We start from the raw sequence: 18,108 nt of genomic DNA on the forward strand, positions 1-18,108 counted from the left end.
GACTATGTCGCTGTCAGTCCCTCCGGCCCCGCCGTCAGCCACCGGGTGATCCCGATCGATTCCAGGAACGGCAGGTCGTGGGCGGCCACGATCAAGGCGCCGCGGTAGGCCGACAGCGCCTGCGCGAGCACCCGGACGCTCGCCAGGTCGAGGTTGTTGGTGGGCTCGTCCAGCAGCAGGAGCTGGGGGGCGGGCTCGGCCAGCAGGAGCGCGGCCAGCACCGCGCGGAACCGCTCCCCGCCCGACAGCGTCCCGGCCGGCCGCTCGGCCCGGTCGCCGCGGAACAGGAACCTGGCGAGCCCCGCCCTGATCGCGTTCACCGACGCGGCCGGGGCGACGGCCCGCACGTTGTCGACCAGGCTGAGTGAGTCGTCGAGCACGTCGAGCCGCTGCGGCAGGTAACGCATGGGGACCCCCACCTTGACCGTCCCCTCCGCCGGAGGGATCTCTCCCGTGATCGTGCGGAGCAGCGTGGACTTGCCCGCCCCGTTGCGTCCGAGCAGCGCGACCCGTTCCGGTCCGCCGACGATCAGATCGCCGATGGGGCCCGCGGCCGTACGGACCCCGTCGAGGACGAGGACCGTGCGGCCGGCCGGGACCTCGGTGGCGGGCAGCGCGACCCTGATCTCGGCGTCGTCGCGGACCGCGTCCTCCGCCTCGGTGAGCCGCTCGCGTGCCTCCGACAGCTTCTCCTCGTGCATCGTGCGGTGCTTGCCGGCCGACACCTGGGCCTGCCGCTTGCGCTCCTGCATGATGATCTTGGGCTCGCGCTTGTTCTCGTACATCTTGTTGCCGTACCTCACCCTGCGGGCCAGCTTGGTCTGCGCCTCGGCCAGCTCGCGCCGCTGACGCCGTACGTCGCCCTCGGCGGCCCGGACCGCCCGCTCGGCGGCCTCCCTCTCGATGGTGAGCACCTCCTCGTACTCGCTGAGCGTGCCGCCGAACGTCCGCCCGGCCGGCAGGTCGGCGATCTGGTCCACCCGTTCGAGCAGCGCCCGGTCGTGGCTGACCACGACCAGCGTCCTCGTCCAGGACGAGACGGCGTCGTACAGCCGCCGCCGGGCGTCCAGGTCGAGATTGTTGGTCGGCTCGTCGAGCAGCAGGATCTCCGGCTCGGCGAGGAACCGTGCGGCCAGCCCGACCAGCACCGTCTCTCCGCCGGAGAGCGTGGCGACCGTGCGGTCGAGCTCCACCTCGCCGAGGCCGAGGCGGTCGAGCTCGGCGCGGGCGCGCTCCTCGACGTCCCAGACCACCACGTCGAAGTGCGCCTCGCTGAGGTCTCCGCGCTCGATCGCGTGCAGGGCCTGCCGGGCCGGGCTGATCCCGAGCAGGTCCGAGACCGTACGGCTCGCGCCGAGCGGCAGGTTCTGCGGCAGGTAGCCGACCGCGCCGCGCACGCCGACGGAGCCGGCCGAGGGGGTCAGCTCTCCGGCGATGATCCTGAGCAGCGTCGACTTTCCGGACCCGTTGGCCCCGATGAGGCCGGTACGGCCGGTGCCGAATGCGAAACGGACGTCCTCGAACACGGCCGTGCCGTCAGGCCAGCCGAAGGACAATTCCGTACAGACGATAGAAAAAGAGGCAGAAGACATGGGCGGCTCCCCAAGCATGGTGGTGGATATACGCATGGAGACACCGCGGGCACAGGCCGGGGTTGGACGCCGCGAAGAAGGGTCCTGAGGTCGCTGCGCCGACGACCACCGACCAGGCGGTGGAAACAGCGCGGTGTCGTGACCTCAGAGCTTCAACGAACCCTCCGAAAGCAGGCGGCAGGACGCGAACCAGGTTAGACGGCCGGCAACCAGGGACGCCACTGATTTACCGCGCCCCCGGCTTATCGCCGCGCTGCCCGGGGGAAGTTAGAAACGGCTACCCCCTCTTCATCACCACGAGAAGTTAGGAGTAAGGTAATCCTGGCCTAAATAAGGTTAGGCTTACCGACTCCTCGGAGGGGGGCATCGTGTTCGCGAGCTACCTGATCGGCCTGCGCGAAGGCCTGGAGGCGGCCCTCGTCGTCTCCATTCTGGTGGCCTTCCTGGTCAAGAGCGAGCGCCGCGACCGATTGCCGCTCGTGTGGGCCGGGGTGGGCTTCGCCGTCGTGCTGTCGATCGGGTTCGGCGCGCTGCTCACCTTCACCGCCGCGCACCTCGCCTCGCAGCAGCAGGAGCTGTTCGACGCCGTCGCCTCCCTCGCCGCGACGGTCTTCGTGACCTTCATGGTGTTCTGGATGCGCACGGCCGCACGGCGGATGTCCGGGGAGCTCCGCGAGAAGCTGAGCGACGCCCTCCAGCTCGGCGCGACGGCGGTCGCCGTGGTCGCCTTCCTCGCCGTCGTCCGGGAAGGGCTGGAGACCGCGCTGCTGTGGTTCGCCGCGGTCCAGGGCGCGACCACCAGCGCCAGCCCGCTGATCGGCATCAGCCTCGGGCTGCTGACCGCCGTCGCGATTGGCTGGGGACTGTACCGCAGCGCCCTGCGGATCAACCTCACCAAGTTCTTCACCTGGACCGGGCTGCTGCTGATCCTCGTCGCCGCGGGCATCTTCAAGTACGGCGTGCACGATCTGCAGGAGGCGGGCGTGCTGCCCGGCCTCGCCACCCACGCGTTCGACATCAGCGGCGTCCTCGACCCGGGAGCCTGGTACTCGACACTGCTCAGCGGCATGTTCAACATCACCCCGGAGCCCAGCGTGCTGGAGACCATCGCCTGGGTGGCCTACGCGGCACCGGTCCTCTTCCTCTTCCTGAGGCCCTCCGGCCGGACGCCCGCCCGCCCCGTTCCCGCCTCGGCCCAGCCCGCCTCCTGATCCCCACCCAAGCAGCTCACGCAGCCGACGGAGTCCATCAATGCGCACCCCCATCACCGCTGCCCTCGCCGTGCTCGCCCTCGGCGGCCTCACCGGTCTCACCGCCTGTGCGTCGTCGGAGACGTCCTCCGGGGCGGACGGCGCGGACAAGAAGATCGCCGTCGCGGCCACCGACACCGAGTGCGAGGTCGCCACCGCTGAACTGACCGCCGGGACCTCGACGTTCACCGTGACCAACAACGGCAGCAAGGTCACCGAGTTCTACGTCTACGCCGCGGGCGACCGGGTGATGGGCGAGGTCGAGAACATCGTCCCCGGCCTGACCCGTGACATGGTCGTCGAGCTCCCGCCCGGGATGTACGAGGCGACCTGCAAGCCGGGCATGACCGGCAAGGGCATCCGCAACCCGCTCAAGGTCAGCGGCGAGCACAAACCGCTGACGGACGACGCACAACTCGCCGAGGCCGTCGCCGGCTACAAGCGGTACGTCAAGAGCCAGTCGGACGTCTTGCTCGTCAAGACGAAGGAGTTCGCCGACGCCGTCAAGGCCGGCGACATCGACAAGGCCAAGCAGCTCTACCCGGTGGCCAGGACGTACTGGGAGCGCATCGAGCCGGTGGCCGAGATCTTCGGCGACCTCGACCCGGCCATCGACGCCCGGGAGAACGACGTGGCCGAGGGCGAGGAGTGGACCGGCTTCCACCGCATCGAAAAGGACCTGTGGGTCAAGAAGGACATCAGCGGCGACGGGCCGCTCGCCGACAAGCTGATGGCCGACGTCACCACGATCGTCGAGAAGGCCAACGCGACCGAGTTGTCGCCCGTGCAGCTCGCCAACGGCGCCAAGGAACTGCTCGACGAGGTCGCCACCGGGAAGATCACCGGCGAGGAGGACCGCTACTCCCACACCGACCTGTGGGACTTCGACGCCAACCTGCAGGGCAGCAAGGCCGCCATCCAGGCCCTGCGCCCGGTGCTGGAGGAACGAGCCCCCGACCTGGTGAAGACGCTCGACGAGAAGTTCGCCGCGGCCGAGCAGGCCCTCGGGCGGCACCGGTCCGGCGACGGGTGGCAGTTGCACACCGAGCTGTCCAAGGACGACCTGCGCCTGCTGTCTGACGCCATCAACGCCCTGTCCGAGCCGATCAGCAAGGTCGCCGCGGTGGTCGCGAAGTGAGCGGGATAAGCCGGCGGAAGCTGTTCGGCCTGGGGGCGGCGGGTGTGGCCGCCGCCGGTGCCGTCGGCGCGGGAGCCCTGGCCGGGCGCTCCCTGGGCGGCGACTCGGCCACCGTGACGAGCGACGAGCCGTCGGTCTCCGGTCCCGTGCCGTTCTACGGCGCCCACCAGGCGGGCATCACCACCCCCGCCCAGGACCGGCTGCACTTCGTCGCGCTCGACGTGACCACGGAGAAGAAGGCCGAGCTGGTCGAGCTGCTCCAGGAGTGGACCGCGGCCGCTGCCCGGATGACCCAGGGCAAGGAGGCCGGCACCTTCGGCGCGGTCGGCGGCGACCCGGAGGCCCCGCCGGACGACACCGGCGAGGCCCTCGGCCTGCCCCCCTCCGGCCTCACGCTCACCATCGGCTTCGGCCCCTCCCTGTTCGACAAGCGTTTCGGGCTGGTCGACCGCAGGCCGCCCTCGCTGGCCGACCTGCCCGCCTTCCCCGGCGACGCGCTGATTCCGGAGATCTCGGGCGGTGACATCTGCCTCCAGGCCTGCGCCCACGACCCCCAGGTGGCCGTCCACGCGATCCGGAACCTGGTCCGGATCGGGTTCGGCAAGGTCTCGGTCCGCTACTCCCAGCTCGGCTTCGGCCGTACGTCCTCCACCTCCCGCGCCCAGGCGACGCCGCGCAACCTGATGGGCTTCAAGGACGGCACCGCCAACCTCAAGCTCGAGGACACCGAAATGCTCCGCGAGCACCTGTGGGCCGCCCCCGGCGACGGCCCGGCCTGGATGGACGGCGGCACCTACCTGGTCACCCGCAAGATCCGCATGCACATCGAGACCTGGGACCGCGCCCCGCTGTCGGAGCAGGAGGCCATCTTCGGCCGCGACAAGGGCGTCGGCGCGCCGCTCACCGGCCGGGATGAGTTCGACGAGCCGGATCTCGCCAAAACCGGCCCCGACGGAAAACCCGTCATCGCCGACGACTCGCACGTGCGGCTCGCCCACCCGTCCCTCCACGGCGGCGCCCGCATCCTGCGCCGCGGCTACAACTATGTCGACGGTTCTGACGGTCTCGGGAGGCTCGACGCCGGATTGTTCTTCATGGCCTACCAGCGCGATCCGCGCAAGCAGTTCGTCCCGATCCAGCAGGCGCTGGCCGCCAAGGACTCTCTGAACGAATACATCAAGCACGTCTCCAGCGGCATCTTCGCCTGCCCGCCCGGCCTCGCCGACGCCGGCGACTACTGGGGCCACAGCCTCTTCGCCTAGATCAGCTCTCGTCCTCGTGGATGCCGAGGGCGACCAGCAGGCGCCAGACGTCGGTGGACGGATCACGCCGGAGGATTGGGCATTCCTGGGCATGCCCGGACCGGGCCGCCCACTCCTGAGACGACCGCGGTTCGGCATCGCGTTCGACCGGCTCCGTTCTGGCATGGTCTGGCCTGCAGCGACCGGCGGCGCAGGAGGCGACCAGACTCCGGGCATTCGCCACCGCCCTGCCCTCCCGTCCTTTCAGAGCGTCGCGTCGCGCCCCCTTAACGCTCTTGTCGCCCCTCTTGTCGTAGTCCTTGAATGCGTCCGTGGCCTGCCGCAGCTTCTCCACGACGATCTTGCTGCTGCCACTCTGGGCCCCGGTGAGCGTCTGAAAATGCAGCAGCAGCCACAGGTCGAACGACGGGTGCGAGAAGGCGAACTCAATCCCGTATTCGGCTGCGGCCTTCACCGCCTGCGGAATTTCGTGATGACTGTCACGGTCGAAGAGCGCCCACGCCTCATCTTCGGCAGCGGCTTCCCGTACGGCTTCGACAACCTTAGCGGGGGTCATCCCGTTCTTGCGGTACACCGGCTGAATCCGGAAAGGCCGTCTCCCGTCATCACCATCGCCGAACTGCTCGTTCAGGTATCGGAGATAGTCCGGTTCCGTAGATTCGCCCTCACAGGCCACGTAGAGCACGCGCACCTTTCGGAAGGCCGGACCGGACCTCCGTACCAGTGGTCGCTCTTCGTCCAGGGCTCCGCGTCTTCTCCGTCTACCCGGCCGATCATGCTCTTTCCCGGTCCGCCTGCTCACGCCGTCGTCTTCGCCTCCTGCCAGGACAGCTCTCGGGCGATCTCCCCCGCGGTGACTCGCGGGACCCCACCATAGCGACCGCGCAGGTAGCCGCGCTCGAGGTTCTCCTCCTTTCGCGGCTTCGCCTCCGTCAGCGGGTACAACTCCGTCTCCCCGGAACGTTTCTTCGCCGTGATCCAGACCTGGTCACGGCTGAGTGGACGGTCGAGCACCGCACTGCCCAGCAGGGTCGCGTCGTGCGTGGTGAAGATGAGCTGCGCTCCATGCGGATTGGACGTGGGATTTTGGAAGACCCGGACGACCTCGGCAGCGAGTGTGGGATGCAGGCTCGAATCCAACTCGTCCACCAACAGAACCGCTCCCTGCTCCAGCACAGTGAGCATGGGCCCTAGGAAAGCGAACCAGGCATGCGTGCCCAGAGACTCTTCCGTACGAAAGTCGAGCGGCGACTCCCCACCATCCGGTGTACGGTGCCACAACCTGATCTTTCCGGTCTCCGGATCCGTATCGAGGCGGGTAACACCCAGATCAGCCGATTGCAACAGCCGTACGATCCGCCGGTGATAGTCCTCCGCCAGAACCGGATGGATTAGGAGGCGCTCGGTCAACCCCGGCCGGGCACGGGAGTTCCTCTCCGAGGGCATCGGCCACAGGTCGTTGACGAACCATCGGTGGATCAGCGACAACTGAGGATCGTTGAGAGTGGCGCCGACGGACAGGAACAAGGCATTGGGACGAGTCAGCTTGACCAGAGCGTCGCGCTCCCCCTTGTAGCCCTCCCCTTTGAAGACGAACTCGCCTCCCTCAGCTGCCGACCGATCCGCCTCCCGGTCGAACCAGACGTTGCGGCGACCATGCGGGTACGCGTGGAGCCACTCAGCCTCAATCCGCTCGTCGGACAACTCGAAGCCATAGGTGTAGCGGACGGGAGTTCGCCCCAGTACGAGGTCCACTTCGAACAGACTTGTCTCTTCCCGGCATGCCGGATCGAGCTTGAACGGTTCCCGGGGGACCGTCTCCGGTGTTTTGCCCCAGTCAGCGAACGAGTCCCGTACCGCGTCACGCATGAGCCGGAAGCCATCGAGCAGATTAGTCTTTCCCGACGCATTGGCTCCGAACACCCCCAACACGGGCTGGATCGCGACATCCCGCCCGCGGTGTTTGAGTCCGGTCCCGCGCGCCGTTCCCTCATCGAACTCGGTAGCGATCAGAGACAGTTCGTGTTCGTCCCGAAAGGACCGGTGGTTGGCCATCCGAAATCGGATCAGCACCGTCAACCTCCCATCGAGACCAGGATTTCAGCCCTGGCATCTGCCCGTTGGCGCATGATTTCTGCATGTTGCAGCGTATGACACCCGTAGCTTCGATGCCAGTCCCGGGCACGCTCCGAAACGCCAACCGACCGTGCATCACCGCCTTCACCCGTGTGCATCTGGTCATCGCCGCCTACGAAGCAGGTCTCGCGAGACAGGACAGGAGGCACAATTCGACCAATGGATGATCTGGTGGCTGCTGCTCACATCCGGCGGATGTCTGGCCACGTGGCAGCAGCCACCCGGCATCGGCCGCGTTCCTTCAGGCCAGGCGGGACTCGTAGACGGACCGTGCTTTCTCCAGCAAGTCCAGATGGTCGCGGAGCTGGGATCGGGTCCGCAGGCGGGCGTGGTCCCGGACGAGGGCCTCCAGCAGGTCCAGCCAGTGGAGGCACCAGCGGACGTCTTCGGGTCGGGCGACGTGCCGGCCGGCCACGTCGAGATAGACCGGGCTCGTGTGGGCGAAGGCGTCCCGGTACGGCGAGCGGGGATGACGCCCTCCCGTGGCGACCGCGACGACATACGTGGGCTCGCCGACGACCAGGGATGTCGTCAGCTCGCCGCCTGGCCCCTCGGCGATCGGGCCGTCCGCCGTACGAATCTCCAAGCGCTCGACCTCTGGCCCGATCGTCCGGGCCGTCACCGTCACCCGGTCGCCCGGCAGGGGCTCCAGCGTGTCGCCCGACCCACGGCCCTCTACGGTCAGCTCCAGCCACGGCCCGGTGGTGGCGAACGTACGGCCCAGCCGTACGGCACGGGCGAACGCCTCCGCGGACAGGGGCTCATCGAGGCGGGCGTAGACCCGCTCCCAGCCGGGCGGGCTGGAGACGGTGTCCTGCCGGGTGAAGGACAGCATGGTGTCGGTCCCGGCCAGCGCGGCGAGGCGGACGCCCGCGCCGAGCAGCCGCCGGTAGACCTCGATCGTGCCCGAGGGGTCGTCCTGGTCGGAGAAGTGCAGGATCTCCACGCCGTCCACCAGGCCGAGCGCGGCGTCGACCACCAGTGAGCGGCCCGAGCAATTGCGCCTGCCGTCCCCGATGATGTCCTCCGGGGAGGACACCGGGCCGTGGAAGGGATGGGCGTAGCCGAGCGCGGCGTGCGGTTCCCGGAGCTCCCCGCAGGACGCGCCGTTCGGCGGCCAGTCGGCGTCGCCCTCGAAACCGATGTGATAGACGCTCGGGGGGCTCGCCACGGCGAAGGCATGGACGTGCCCGAGCAGGTCGCTTCGGTATTCGACGCCCATGCGGGCGATATGGCCGGCGTCGGACCAGGGCAGGTCCCGGCCCGCCCAGTGCTCCAGCGCTTCCCTGTCGTAGACCCTCGCCCCCGAGACATTGCCTGCGACCAGGTTGAGCACGTGCAGGTCCTCGCCGTGCTGGGCCGCCGCCGCCTCGGCCGGCGCCGCCACCAGGTCACCGGCCCAGTTCAGGTGAACGTGCAGGTCCGCGCCGTACCAGCCGCGGGCGGCCGCGTCGTAGACCCGCTCGGGGGTGAGCTCGACGAGCGTCTCACCCCAGGGCTCGGGCACGACGACCGTCTCGGCCGTGCCGTACTCCATCCCCCGCGTGACGCGGACGGTGACGGGCTCGGCGGGCACGTCCAGCACGATGTCGTCACCGTGGAAGAACGGCATGTCCACGTTGTCGCGGCGCGGCGGCGCGCAGGCCGGATACCAGCCCTGGCCGCCCTCCGTCAGCACCGTCCAGCGGCAGGGGACGCCTGCGCGCAGCCGGAGCCGGGCGGGTACGGCGGGCCGGCTCAGCGGTGACAGGTCGACCACCTCCCCGTCCACGCTCAGAGCGCTGTCGGTCGCGATGTCCAGCAGCCGCGCTCCCCCCGGCCTGATCTCGTACGGCACGCCGTCGGCGACGACGGTTACCGCGCTGTCCAGGCCGGAGTCGACCAGCAGGATGACCGGCAGCGGCGTGGGCGACAGCAGTACCAGCGGTGTGCCCGTCTCCAGCCGGTGCCCGTCCGGGGTCAGCCGGAGCCGGGTGAGGCCCCGGGGAACGGTGCCGCCGATCACGTCGCGAAAAGCCGCGTCGAGATCCGCCAGGTCGAAGTCTCCCGGCGGCAGCGTCATCCGGTCCGCCTCGTCCGGAAAGCGGAGATGGCTCATCGCCTTGACGTACGTGAGCGGGGGCTCTCCCCAGGTGAGCCCGTGTTCGGCCAGCAGCGCCCGGTACTCCCCCAGTGCCCGCGCCACCGGCGGCGGCAGCATCGGATCGTGACGCATTCGCACCTCCCCTAAGTCAGGGGCCCGGCGGCGATCGCCTCCCACGGCCCCTCCCCTCGTTAGCGCGCACATCGTCACACGGATCGCCGCCGACAAAAGTGCAATCATGCATTCCGCGCCCCACGGGTAGCGAAAACCCCCACCGGGGTAGAAAAACGATCTCCCGGTGGGGGCAAGTTCACTGCCCGTACGACCCGTTCCCGATATTCGGGAACGTGCCTTACGGGTGGAAGGTGTCGAAGTAGTTCGCCGGCAGCTTGTTGAGCCAGGCGTGGGTGACGCCGGTCCAGCCGATGCGCAGGAGGTCGGCCTTGCCGTCCCCGTCGATGTCGGCGAACTGGATGTCCTTGGGAGGGAGGCCGCTGTCACCGGCGATCCTGCCGATGTCGCGGTAGGTGCCGCCCGAGCCCGTGGCCCCTTCGTTGATCCAGGCCCTCGCGCCGCCGTTGGCGGTGATCAGGATGCGGTCGGCGCGCTTGTCGCCGTTGATGTCGGCGTACCTGATCTCCCTGGGTTTGGCCAGCGCACCGCTGATCTTCTTGGGGAGATCCCACTTCAGGTACGGGAAGGTGCGCCTGACCTGCAGACCCTGGTTGTACCAGGCGGTCGTCGTGCCGTCCGGCTCGATCAGCAGGTAGTCGTCGCGCCCGCCTCCGGTGACGTCAGCGAAGCGGATCTTCGTGTCCGGGTCGATGGTCAGCCGGTCTCCCTCGGAACCCTCGGAGTAGACACCGGCGCCCATGAACTTCTCGTTGTCCATGCACATGCGTGAACCGGACGGATTGTCGGCCTTCCAGGTGCTGACGTCCACCCTGCCGTTCAGCCAGACGACCATGCAGTCGGGGAAGCCGTCACCGTCGACGTCGCCGAAGCGCAGCATGTTGCCGACCGCCCCGGCGGCAGGGGTGTAGGAGTTCTGCCCTTCCACGAAGGGGGTCCAGGTTTTGCCCGAGGGACCGCCGTTCCACCAGAACCGGAAGTTCTGGTTCTTGTCGACCACCACGAACTCGGCCTTGCGGTCCTTGTTGACGTCCACCATCCAGAAGCGGGACGAGGAGGGGAACTCCTTGGCCTGGATGACGCCGCGGTCCTCCCAGTTCGGGCCCAGGTTCTTCTGCGACGGCACGGGTATGCCCGCGCCGTCGTCCTTGAGCCCGCAGGGGTGGGACCCCGCGTTCGGCGCCTGAGGACCCGGCTTACGGATCCATCCGTTGTCACGCGCCTCGCCGGCCGCCTTCACGAAGGCTTCGCCGATCTTCTCGTAGCCTCGATCGGTGGGGTGGATGCCGTCGGAGCCGATGTCGGACTGCCGCAGTCCGGTCGTGTCGACGTACACCACGTGTAGCCCCTTCTTCACGAGCCGCTTCACCAGGGGAGGGATCTGGACGGTGAACACCTGTCCCCGCGCGTTCCTGGCGGGGTCGTGGAAGGGCTGGACTCCCGAGACCAGGACGGCGACTCCCGGGGCATCGGCGTTGACCTGTTCGATCAGGGCTTCGAGCCGTCCGATGGCGCCGTCCATCTGGTAGTCCTGGATGACGTCGTTGCCGCCGGCGATGAGGGTGATGAGGTTCGGCTGGTAGGTCTTGACCGCGCATTTCGCCTTGCCCGCGATCCCGTCGATCGTGAAACCCCGCCAGCCTTCGACGTCGCGATCCGCCATCTGCCCGACCCTGACGGAACCGACCCAGTCCACCGACGGGCTGCTCGACCCGCTGCTCTGTCTGATGAGATCGCGGAAGCCCCGGTCGGCGGTGCCCCGGTAACCGTTCCCGTCCGAGCTGCCCTCGCCGTAGGTGGTGGACGAACCGAGCGCCATGGGACGCAGGGCCTCCACGGTCGGTGTGTTCGGATCCGGCATCCCCGCCGGCAGGCTGTGCTCGTTGATGTCGAAGCCGAAGGTGAGTTTCTGGTAGGCCCTCTCAAGGTGCCCCACGAAGGTATTTTTGGGGTTTTCCACATAGTCGTTGAAAGGGAACGTGGCGTGGCCCCAGTTATGTCCGGCCATGATGTCCCGCACCCTGATCGAGGGATAGCCGTTCCAGCTCACCAGGTCGGGGAAGTGCCATTTCCCCCAGTGGTTCTCCGGTGCCTCGGACGCACGGGCGAAGCGGAACGCGTGGGTGCTCGCCCCGTCCTTGTGGTAAACGATCTTCGGGTGGGTGTCCTGGAACACGACCTGAGAGGCCGGCTTGGTGCTGAACTTACCGTGAGCGGAGGTCGAGACGTACTCGGCCCTGTCGTCCTTGGTCCAGACCACGATCTGTTCCCAGTCGTGCCGGTGACCGCACCCGTCCTCGTCCAGGCAGCCGCCCGGCAAGGTCTGGTCCTTCTGGAAGTACAGCGTGTACATGTGGGCGCACCATCCGTTGGCATTGCAGTGGGAACGCGCGTACATGTTGCTGTTTTCCAGATCGGACTCGTCACGACACGAACCGTTCAGAGCTCCAGAGGTCTTCAGTCCCTCGTTCAGGTCGCCGTAGGCGCCGACGGCCACGGACGGGTAGCACCCGTCGGTGTCGTAGTCCATGGCGGGCTGGAATTTGAGCTGTGCCTTGCTGGCGTTCTGCGGGAGCTTGGTGGGCGGCTGATCGGCCCACGCGGGCGACGCCGCGACGGCGACCCCGGTGCCCGCGACCATGCTCACCAGCAGAGCCGCCGTGGCGCGTCGCAGCCCGCGGCGGCGGGGTCGACCGACCGCCGGAGGACAGGCTTCTCTATCGATCTTGTTGATCACGCGGGCAAGCATGGCAGTACGGCATACCGTGATCAAATCCCGCCTGCCGCAGGCGCGAGGTACGGCCTGCGCTACCGCGTGGTCGCCCTGGCCGTGATAATGCGGTGTGACGGGGACCTGGAGCCGTTACCTCGGCGCGGACGGCACCCGGCCGCTCACCCGGCTTCTCATTCGGATCCCCGTCCGGCCTCGTTTCCCTCCGGGGAGGCGTTTCCTGCGAAGGCGGCCAGGAGGCGGTCGGCGGCGAGGGAGGGGGTGAGGGTGCCGTCGAGGACCTGGCGCTCGACCTCCTCAGTTATCGGAGCCGCCCGCTCCTCCAGCCGGGCGAGCAGGCGGTCCCTGGCCAGCGACCAGGTCCACTCGACCTGCTGGCGGCGCCGTCTGGCGGCCAGGTCGGTCTCCTCCTGGTGGCGTACGATCTGCGCCCACAGCTCGCCGAGGCCGGTGCCGGTGAGGCCGCTGCAGGTCAGCACGGGGGTGTGCGACCGCAGCAGCCGCAGCGCGCCGGACAGTTCGCGGGCGGCGCGGCGGGCGGCCATCTCGTGCTCGCCGTCGGCCTTGTTGACCGCGATCACGTCGGCCAGCTCCAGCACGCCCTTCTTGATGCCCTGGAGCTGGTCGCCGGTACGCGCGAGCGTGAGCAGCAGGAACGTGTCGACCATGTCGGCGACGGCGGTCTCCGACTGGCCGACGCCGACGGTCTCAACAAGCACCACGTCGTAGCCCGCGGCCTCCACGATGACCATCGCCTCGCGGGTGGCCCGGGCGACGCCGCCGAGCGTCCCGGCCGTCGGGGACGGCCGGATGAACGCCCGGGGGTCGGCCGAGAGCCTGGCCATCCGGGTCTTGTCGCCCAGGATGCTGCCGCCGCTGCGCCGCGAGGACGGGTCGACGGCGAGCACGGCGACCCGGTGGTCACGCTCGGTCAGGTAGGTGCCGAGCGACTCGATGATCGTCGACTTGCCGGCTCCGGGCACCCCGGAGATGCCGACCCTGCGCGCCTTTCCGGCGTGCGGGGTGAGCTCGACGAGCAGCCGCTGGGCGAGCTCCCGATGATCGGGCCTGGTGGACTCGACGAGCGTGATCGCCCGCGCGGTCCACCGTCGGTCACCGGCCAGTACGCCCGCGAGGTAGTCCTCTGTCGAGGTCATGCCGTGGGATGGGCCAGGCGTGCGGACAGGTCCTTGAGCAGCCCGAGCGCGGCGTCGGCGATGACCGTCCCCGGCGGGAAGACGGCCGCGGCTCCGGCGGCGCGCAGCTCGTCGACGTCGCCGGGCGGGATCACTCCGCCCACCACGATCATGATGTCGTCCGCGCCCAGGTCGGTCAGCGCCTTGCGCAGCGCGGGCACGAGGGTCAGGTGGCCGGCCGCCAGCGAGGAGACGCCCACGATGTGCACGTCGGCCTCGACGGCCTGCCGGGCGACCTCCTCGGGCGTCTGGAACAGCGGGCCGACGTCGACGTCGAAGCCGAGGTCGGCGAAGGCGCTGGCGATCACCTTCTGGCCCCGGTCGTGGCCGTCCTGGCCCATCTTGGCGACGAGGATGCGCGGCCTGCGGCCCTCGGCCTTCTCGAAGTCCGCGCATGCGGCCCTGACCTCGTCCACGGCGCCGCCTCCGGCCTCTTCCCGGTACACCCCGGAGATCGTACGGATCTGCGCGGCGTGGCGTCCGAAGACCTTCTCCATCGCCTCGGAGATCTCCCCGACCGTCGCCTTGGCGCGGGCGGCGGTGACGGCGAGCTCCAGCAGGTTGCCGTTCCCGGCGGCGCCCTCGGTCAGCGCCTCCAGTGCCCGCGCCACCGCCGCCGGGTCGCGCTCCTCGCGGAGGCGGCGCAGCTTGTCGAGCTGCTGCCGGCGCACCTCGGTGTTGTCGACCTTGAGGACGTCGATCTCCTCGTCGGCCTCGGGGCGATACTTGTTGACCCCGATGACCGGCTGGCGGCCGGAGTCGATGCGCGCCTGGGTGCGGGCGGCCGCCTCCTCGATGCGCATCTTCGGCAGCCCGGCGTCGATCGCCTTGGCCATGCCGCCGGCGGCCTCGACCTCCTGGATGTGCCCCCATGCGCGCTGGGCCAGGTCGTGGGTGAGGCGCTCGACATAGTACGAGCCGCCCCAGGGGTCGATCGCGCGGCAGGTGCCGGACTCCTGCTGGAGGACGAGCTGGGTGTTGCGGGCGATCCTGGCCGAGAAGTCGGTCGGCAGCGCCAGCGCCTCGTCGAGGGCGTTGGTGTGCAGCGACTGGGTGTGCCCCTGGGTGGCGGCCATCGCCTCGACGCAGGTGCGCACCACGTTGTTGAACACGTCGTGGGCGGTCAGCGACCACCCGGAGGTCTGGCTGTGCGTGCGCAGCGACAGCGACCTGGGGTTGGTCGCGCCGAAGTCCTGCACGATGTTCGCCCACAGCAGGCGGGCGGCCCGCAGCTTGGCGACCTCCATGAAGAAGTTCATGCCGATGCACCAGAAGAACGACAGCCGCGGCGCGAACGCGTCGATGTCCAGACCGGCTCCGACGCCGGCCCGCAGGTATTCGATGCCGTCGGCGAGCGTGTAGGCCAGCTCGAGGTCGCAGGTCGCCCCGGCCTCCTGGATGTGGTAGCCGGAGATCGAGATGGAGTTGAACTTCGGCATGTTCGCCGAGGTGTACGCGAAGATGTCGGAGATGATCCGCATCGACGGGCCCGGCGGGTAGATGTAGGTGTTGCGGACCATGAACTCCTTGAGGATGTCGTTCTGGATGGTCCCGGCCAGCTTGTCCGGGCTCACCCCCTGCTCCTCGGCCGCCACGATGTACAGGGCCAGGATCGGCAGCACCGCGCCGTTCATGGTCATCGACACGCTCATCCTGTCGAGGGGGATGCCCTCGAACAGCTGCCGCATGTCGTAGATCGAGTCGATCGCCACGCCCGCCATGCCGACGTCGCCGGCCACCCGCGGGTGATCGGAGTCGTACCCCCGGTGCGTCGCCAGGTCGAACGCGACCGACAGGCCCTTCTGCCCGGCCGCGAGATTGCGCCGGTAGAACGCGTTGGACTCCTCAGCGGTGGAGAACCCGGCGTACTGGCGGATGGTCCACGGCTGGGTGACGTACATGGTCGGGTACGGCCCGCGCAGGTACGGCGCGATGCCGGGGTAGGTCTGGAGGAAGTCCAGCCCGTCGAGGTCGGCGGCCGTGTACAGCGGCTTGACCCCGATGCCCTCCGGCGTCTCCCACGCCGCCGCGTCGGACGACGCCGGTACGGCTTCCGCCCCCGCCCCTAGCTCAATTCCGGAAAAATCCGGAATCCCCGGATTTTGTCGAGTCATCGGGCTACTCCCAGGTCGTCAAACGTCGTACGCAGCACATCCAGCGCATCGCATCCGGCATAGAGGTTGGCGTCCACATCTCCATGCTCACCCTTGCCGGCCAGCCAGATCCGCCGGGCTCCGGCCTCCCGCAGCGCGGCCGCCACGGCCGCGGCGTGCTCGCCGTACAGTCGGTCGCTCGAGCACAGGCAGGCGACCGGGGTGCCGGCCGCGCGGAACGCCTCCGCGATCGCGGCCGAGTCGGTGCCCGGCCCGCTGGTCACGGCGGCGATGCCGCCCGCGGCGAACAGGTTGGCGGCGAACGTCGTGCGCGCGGTGTGCGCGGCGACGGGCCCGATCGTGGCGAGGAAGACCTTGGGCCGCTCGGCCTGCCCCTCGGCGAGGTCACGCAGCGCCTCGAACTCCTCGGCGTAGCGGATCCGCGGCAGCCCGCCGGGTTCAACTGGACGGGCGAGGCCCGGCCCGGACTGGCGGACCGGGAGCTTCTCGGCCAGGTTGGGGAACTCGCTGACGCCGGTGATGGGGTCGCGGCGGTGCGCGACGTCCCGCGCCCGCCTGGCCCGGGTGGCCGTGATCCGCTCGGGGACGAGCCTTCCGCGGGCGGCGGCGATCCCTCCGGCGCGCTCGATCTCCTGGAACCACGCCCAGGCGCGCTCGGCGAGGTCGGCGGTGAGCCGCTCCACGTACCAGGAGCCGCCGGCCGGGTCGGCCACCCGGGCCACCCCGGACTCCTCCACCAGCAGCGAGTGGGTGTTGCGCGCGATCCGCCGGGCGAACGCGTCGGGCAGCCCGAGGCAGGCGTCGAACGGCTGCACGGTCACCGCGTCGGCCCCGCCGACGCCCGCGCCGAAGCAGGCCAGGGTGGTGCGGAGCATGTTCACCCAGGGGTCGCGGACCGTCATCATCGCCGAGGACGTCACCGCGTGCTGAAGCTGCTCGATCGGCCCGCCCACGACCTCGGCCACCCGCGCCCACAGCCGGCGCGCGGCCCGCAGTTTGGCGATGGTGAGGAACTGGTCCGCCGTGGCCGCGTAGCGGAACTCCAGCAAACCTATCGCTTGTTCAACTGTAAGGCCGGCGTCGGTCATGGCCCGCAGCGCGGCCACGCCCGCGGCGATCGAACAGCCCAGCTCCTCGGCGTCGCTGCCGCCCGCGTCGTGGTACGGCAGGGCGTCGACGACGACTCCGCGCAGGGATGGCTGCTCGGCCAGGCAACGCCGCAGAAGGGAGACCGTCTCCGGCCCGTCGGAAGGATCGAGTCCGAGGTTGCCGCCCGGAGCCGTAACACCGCGCTCGGCCAGCAGGTCGAGGTACGCGCCCGCGACCCGAATCGGCTGGACACCGCTCGCCCCGGCGCCGGCGTCGAGGACCACCGGGGCGAGGTCGAGGTGGACGCCGTCGAGCACACGCGGCAGCGCGTCCGGCCCATTGGCCGACAGATCGAGCCAGATCGAGGTGACGCCGTTCTCCAGATCGGCCAGAACGGCCTCGTTGGTCACGGCGGGGTCGGGGTGGGCGTGACGCTGCCGGACGTCCCACCGGTCGCCCCGCCGTACGATCCGGGGGGCGGCCGGCAGGGCGGCGGCGTCGTGGAGAGGCGCGATGGTCACGCCGTCGTGGGTGGTGGAGGACAGCGCCTCCTCAACGGCGGCGGGTGTGGCGTCCTCGCCGAGGACTCCCGACTTGCGCAGGACTCCGAGCGCGAGCGTGCGCCACTGCTCCCGCGAGCCGGGCGGGAACCCCGAGGCGATTTCAAGAGGTGGCACCGTCATGCCAGGGATGCTAGGCCGAGCGTCTCCAGAAGAATGCTCCGGGGTCCGCGTTTTACCTAAACACCACGGTACGTCTCACACTTCGGACAGGGGCGCCGCCTCAGGGAGCGGCGAAGGCCGCGTGCCAGGTCAGGGGGCCCACGATGCCGTCGGGGTCGAGGTGGACGTGCTTCTGGAAGCGTACGCACACCTTCCTGGACGCCGGGCCGTAGGCGCCGTCGACGTCGATGTCGTACCCGAGTCGTTTCATCTGGGCCTGCCAGATCCGTACATCGTTGCCGCGCATGATCGGCGGATACCTCAGCAGCCGTCCCGGCCAGTCGGGCGGGCCCCCATCAGGGCGGGGAGCGCCCTTCCTGATCCAGGCGTAGAGGGGGTCGCCGGGGCAGTCGGTGGGGTAGCCGTCGCGGTGGCCCTTGATCTCCCAGCCCGCGTCGCCGTGCTCGCGCAGGTAGTCGATCGCGTCGAGGATGCCGTTCAGGATGCCGTCGGTCGGCTGGATCAGCCCGGCATTGCCGACCAGGCCGAGCACGGCGTAGTGGCCGGAATTGAGCCCCGGACCGTTGGCCGCCGGCAGGTGGTGCGGGCCGCGTCCCACAAATACCTTTCTGTGAGGACAAGCGACCATTGAATATCCGATATCCAACCAGCCGTTGCCGTCCATGTGATAGTCCTGGATCGATTTGACCAGGGCCACACACT

12 protein-coding genes are annotated in these 18,108 nt (G+C 69.4%); 3 read left to right on the forward strand and 9 right to left on the reverse strand.

The window, feature by feature from the left end; translation table 11 throughout:
* Window positions 1-2 precede the first annotated feature (2 nt).
* Window positions 3-1,592 (reverse strand): ABC-F family ATP-binding cassette domain-containing protein, encoded by a 1,590-nt coding sequence (locus ACFHYQ_RS25395; protein ID WP_446746310.1) that lies wholly within the window; start codon window positions 1,590-1,592, stop codon window positions 3-5.
* A 368-nt stretch (window positions 1,593-1,960) separates the two neighbouring features.
* On the opposite strand from ACFHYQ_RS25395, the gene efeU reads away from it, so the two are divergent.
* From efeU to efeB, 3 genes are read left to right on the forward strand one after another with little or no spacing between them, the layout of a single operon-like run.
* The gene (efeU, locus tag ACFHYQ_RS25400; protein ID WP_394303647.1) at window positions 1,961-2,803 is read left to right on the forward strand and encodes an iron uptake transporter permease EfeU; all 843 of its coding nucleotides are present in this window, start codon (window positions 1,961-1,963) and stop codon (window positions 2,801-2,803) included.
* A gap of 40 nt (window positions 2,804-2,843) precedes the next feature.
* Entirely contained in the window at window positions 2,844-3,980 is a 1,137-nt protein-coding gene (gene efeO / locus ACFHYQ_RS25405; RefSeq protein ID WP_394303648.1) for an iron uptake system protein EfeO, read from the forward strand.
* Window positions 3,977-5,242 (forward strand): iron uptake transporter deferrochelatase/peroxidase subunit, encoded by a 1,266-nt coding sequence (gene efeB / locus ACFHYQ_RS25410; protein WP_394303649.1) that lies wholly within the window; start codon window positions 3,977-3,979, stop codon window positions 5,240-5,242. The genes efeO and efeB overlap by 4 nt, the downstream gene beginning before the upstream one ends.
* Before the next feature lies 1 nt (window position 5,243).
* Here efeB and ACFHYQ_RS25415 read toward each other — a convergent pair whose 3' ends face one another.
* The 8 genes from ACFHYQ_RS25415 to ACFHYQ_RS25450 all read right to left on the reverse strand — a co-directional run bounded on the left by ACFHYQ_RS25415 (window position 5,244) and on the right by ACFHYQ_RS25450 (window position 18,004).
* The gene (locus tag ACFHYQ_RS25415; protein ID WP_394303650.1) at window positions 5,244-5,927 is read right to left on the reverse strand and encodes an RloB family protein; all 684 of its coding nucleotides are present in this window, start codon (window positions 5,925-5,927) and stop codon (window positions 5,244-5,246) included.
* Window positions 5,928-6,040: 113 nt separating this feature from the next.
* A complete protein-coding gene (locus ACFHYQ_RS25420) occupies window positions 6,041-7,315 on the reverse strand; it encodes an AAA family ATPase (RefSeq protein WP_394303726.1) in 1,275 nt (424 codons plus the stop codon).
* Between the two features lie 304 nt (window positions 7,316-7,619).
* Window positions 7,620-9,593: a CehA/McbA family metallohydrolase gene (locus ACFHYQ_RS25425; protein ID WP_394303651.1), complete on the reverse strand. Its 1,974-nt coding sequence runs from the start codon at window positions 9,591-9,593 to the stop codon at window positions 7,620-7,622.
* A gap of 220 nt (window positions 9,594-9,813) precedes the next feature.
* Complete coding sequence (locus tag ACFHYQ_RS25430) at window positions 9,814-12,330, reverse strand: NPP1 family protein (protein WP_394303652.1); 2,517 nt, start codon at window positions 12,328-12,330, stop codon at window positions 9,814-9,816.
* A 167-nt stretch (window positions 12,331-12,497) separates the two neighbouring features.
* Window positions 12,498-13,481 (reverse strand): methylmalonyl Co-A mutase-associated GTPase MeaB, encoded by a 984-nt coding sequence (gene meaB / locus ACFHYQ_RS25435; RefSeq protein ID WP_394303653.1) that lies wholly within the window; start codon window positions 13,479-13,481, stop codon window positions 12,498-12,500.
* Complete coding sequence (gene scpA / locus ACFHYQ_RS25440; protein WP_394303654.1) at window positions 13,478-15,634, reverse strand: methylmalonyl-CoA mutase; 2,157 nt, start codon at window positions 15,632-15,634, stop codon at window positions 13,478-13,480. Before scpA ends, meaB begins: the two co-directional genes overlap by 4 nt.
* Entirely contained in the window at window positions 15,631-17,406 is a 1,776-nt protein-coding gene (locus tag ACFHYQ_RS25445) for a methylmalonyl-CoA mutase family protein (RefSeq protein ID WP_394303655.1), read from the reverse strand. The genes scpA and ACFHYQ_RS25445 overlap by 4 nt, the downstream gene beginning before the upstream one ends.
* A gap of 100 nt (window positions 17,407-17,506) precedes the next feature.
* Window positions 17,507-18,004 (reverse strand): peptidoglycan-binding domain-containing protein, encoded by a 498-nt coding sequence (locus tag ACFHYQ_RS25450; RefSeq protein ID WP_394303656.1) that lies wholly within the window; start codon window positions 18,002-18,004, stop codon window positions 17,507-17,509.
* Between the last annotated feature and the right edge of the window lie 104 nt (window positions 18,005-18,108).

Origin of the sequence: Sphaerimonospora cavernae, from assembly GCF_042435035.1 — a bacterium.
In the GTDB taxonomy this organism is placed as follows: Bacteria; Actinomycetota; Actinomycetes; order Streptosporangiales; family Streptosporangiaceae; genus Sphaerimonospora; species Sphaerimonospora cavernae.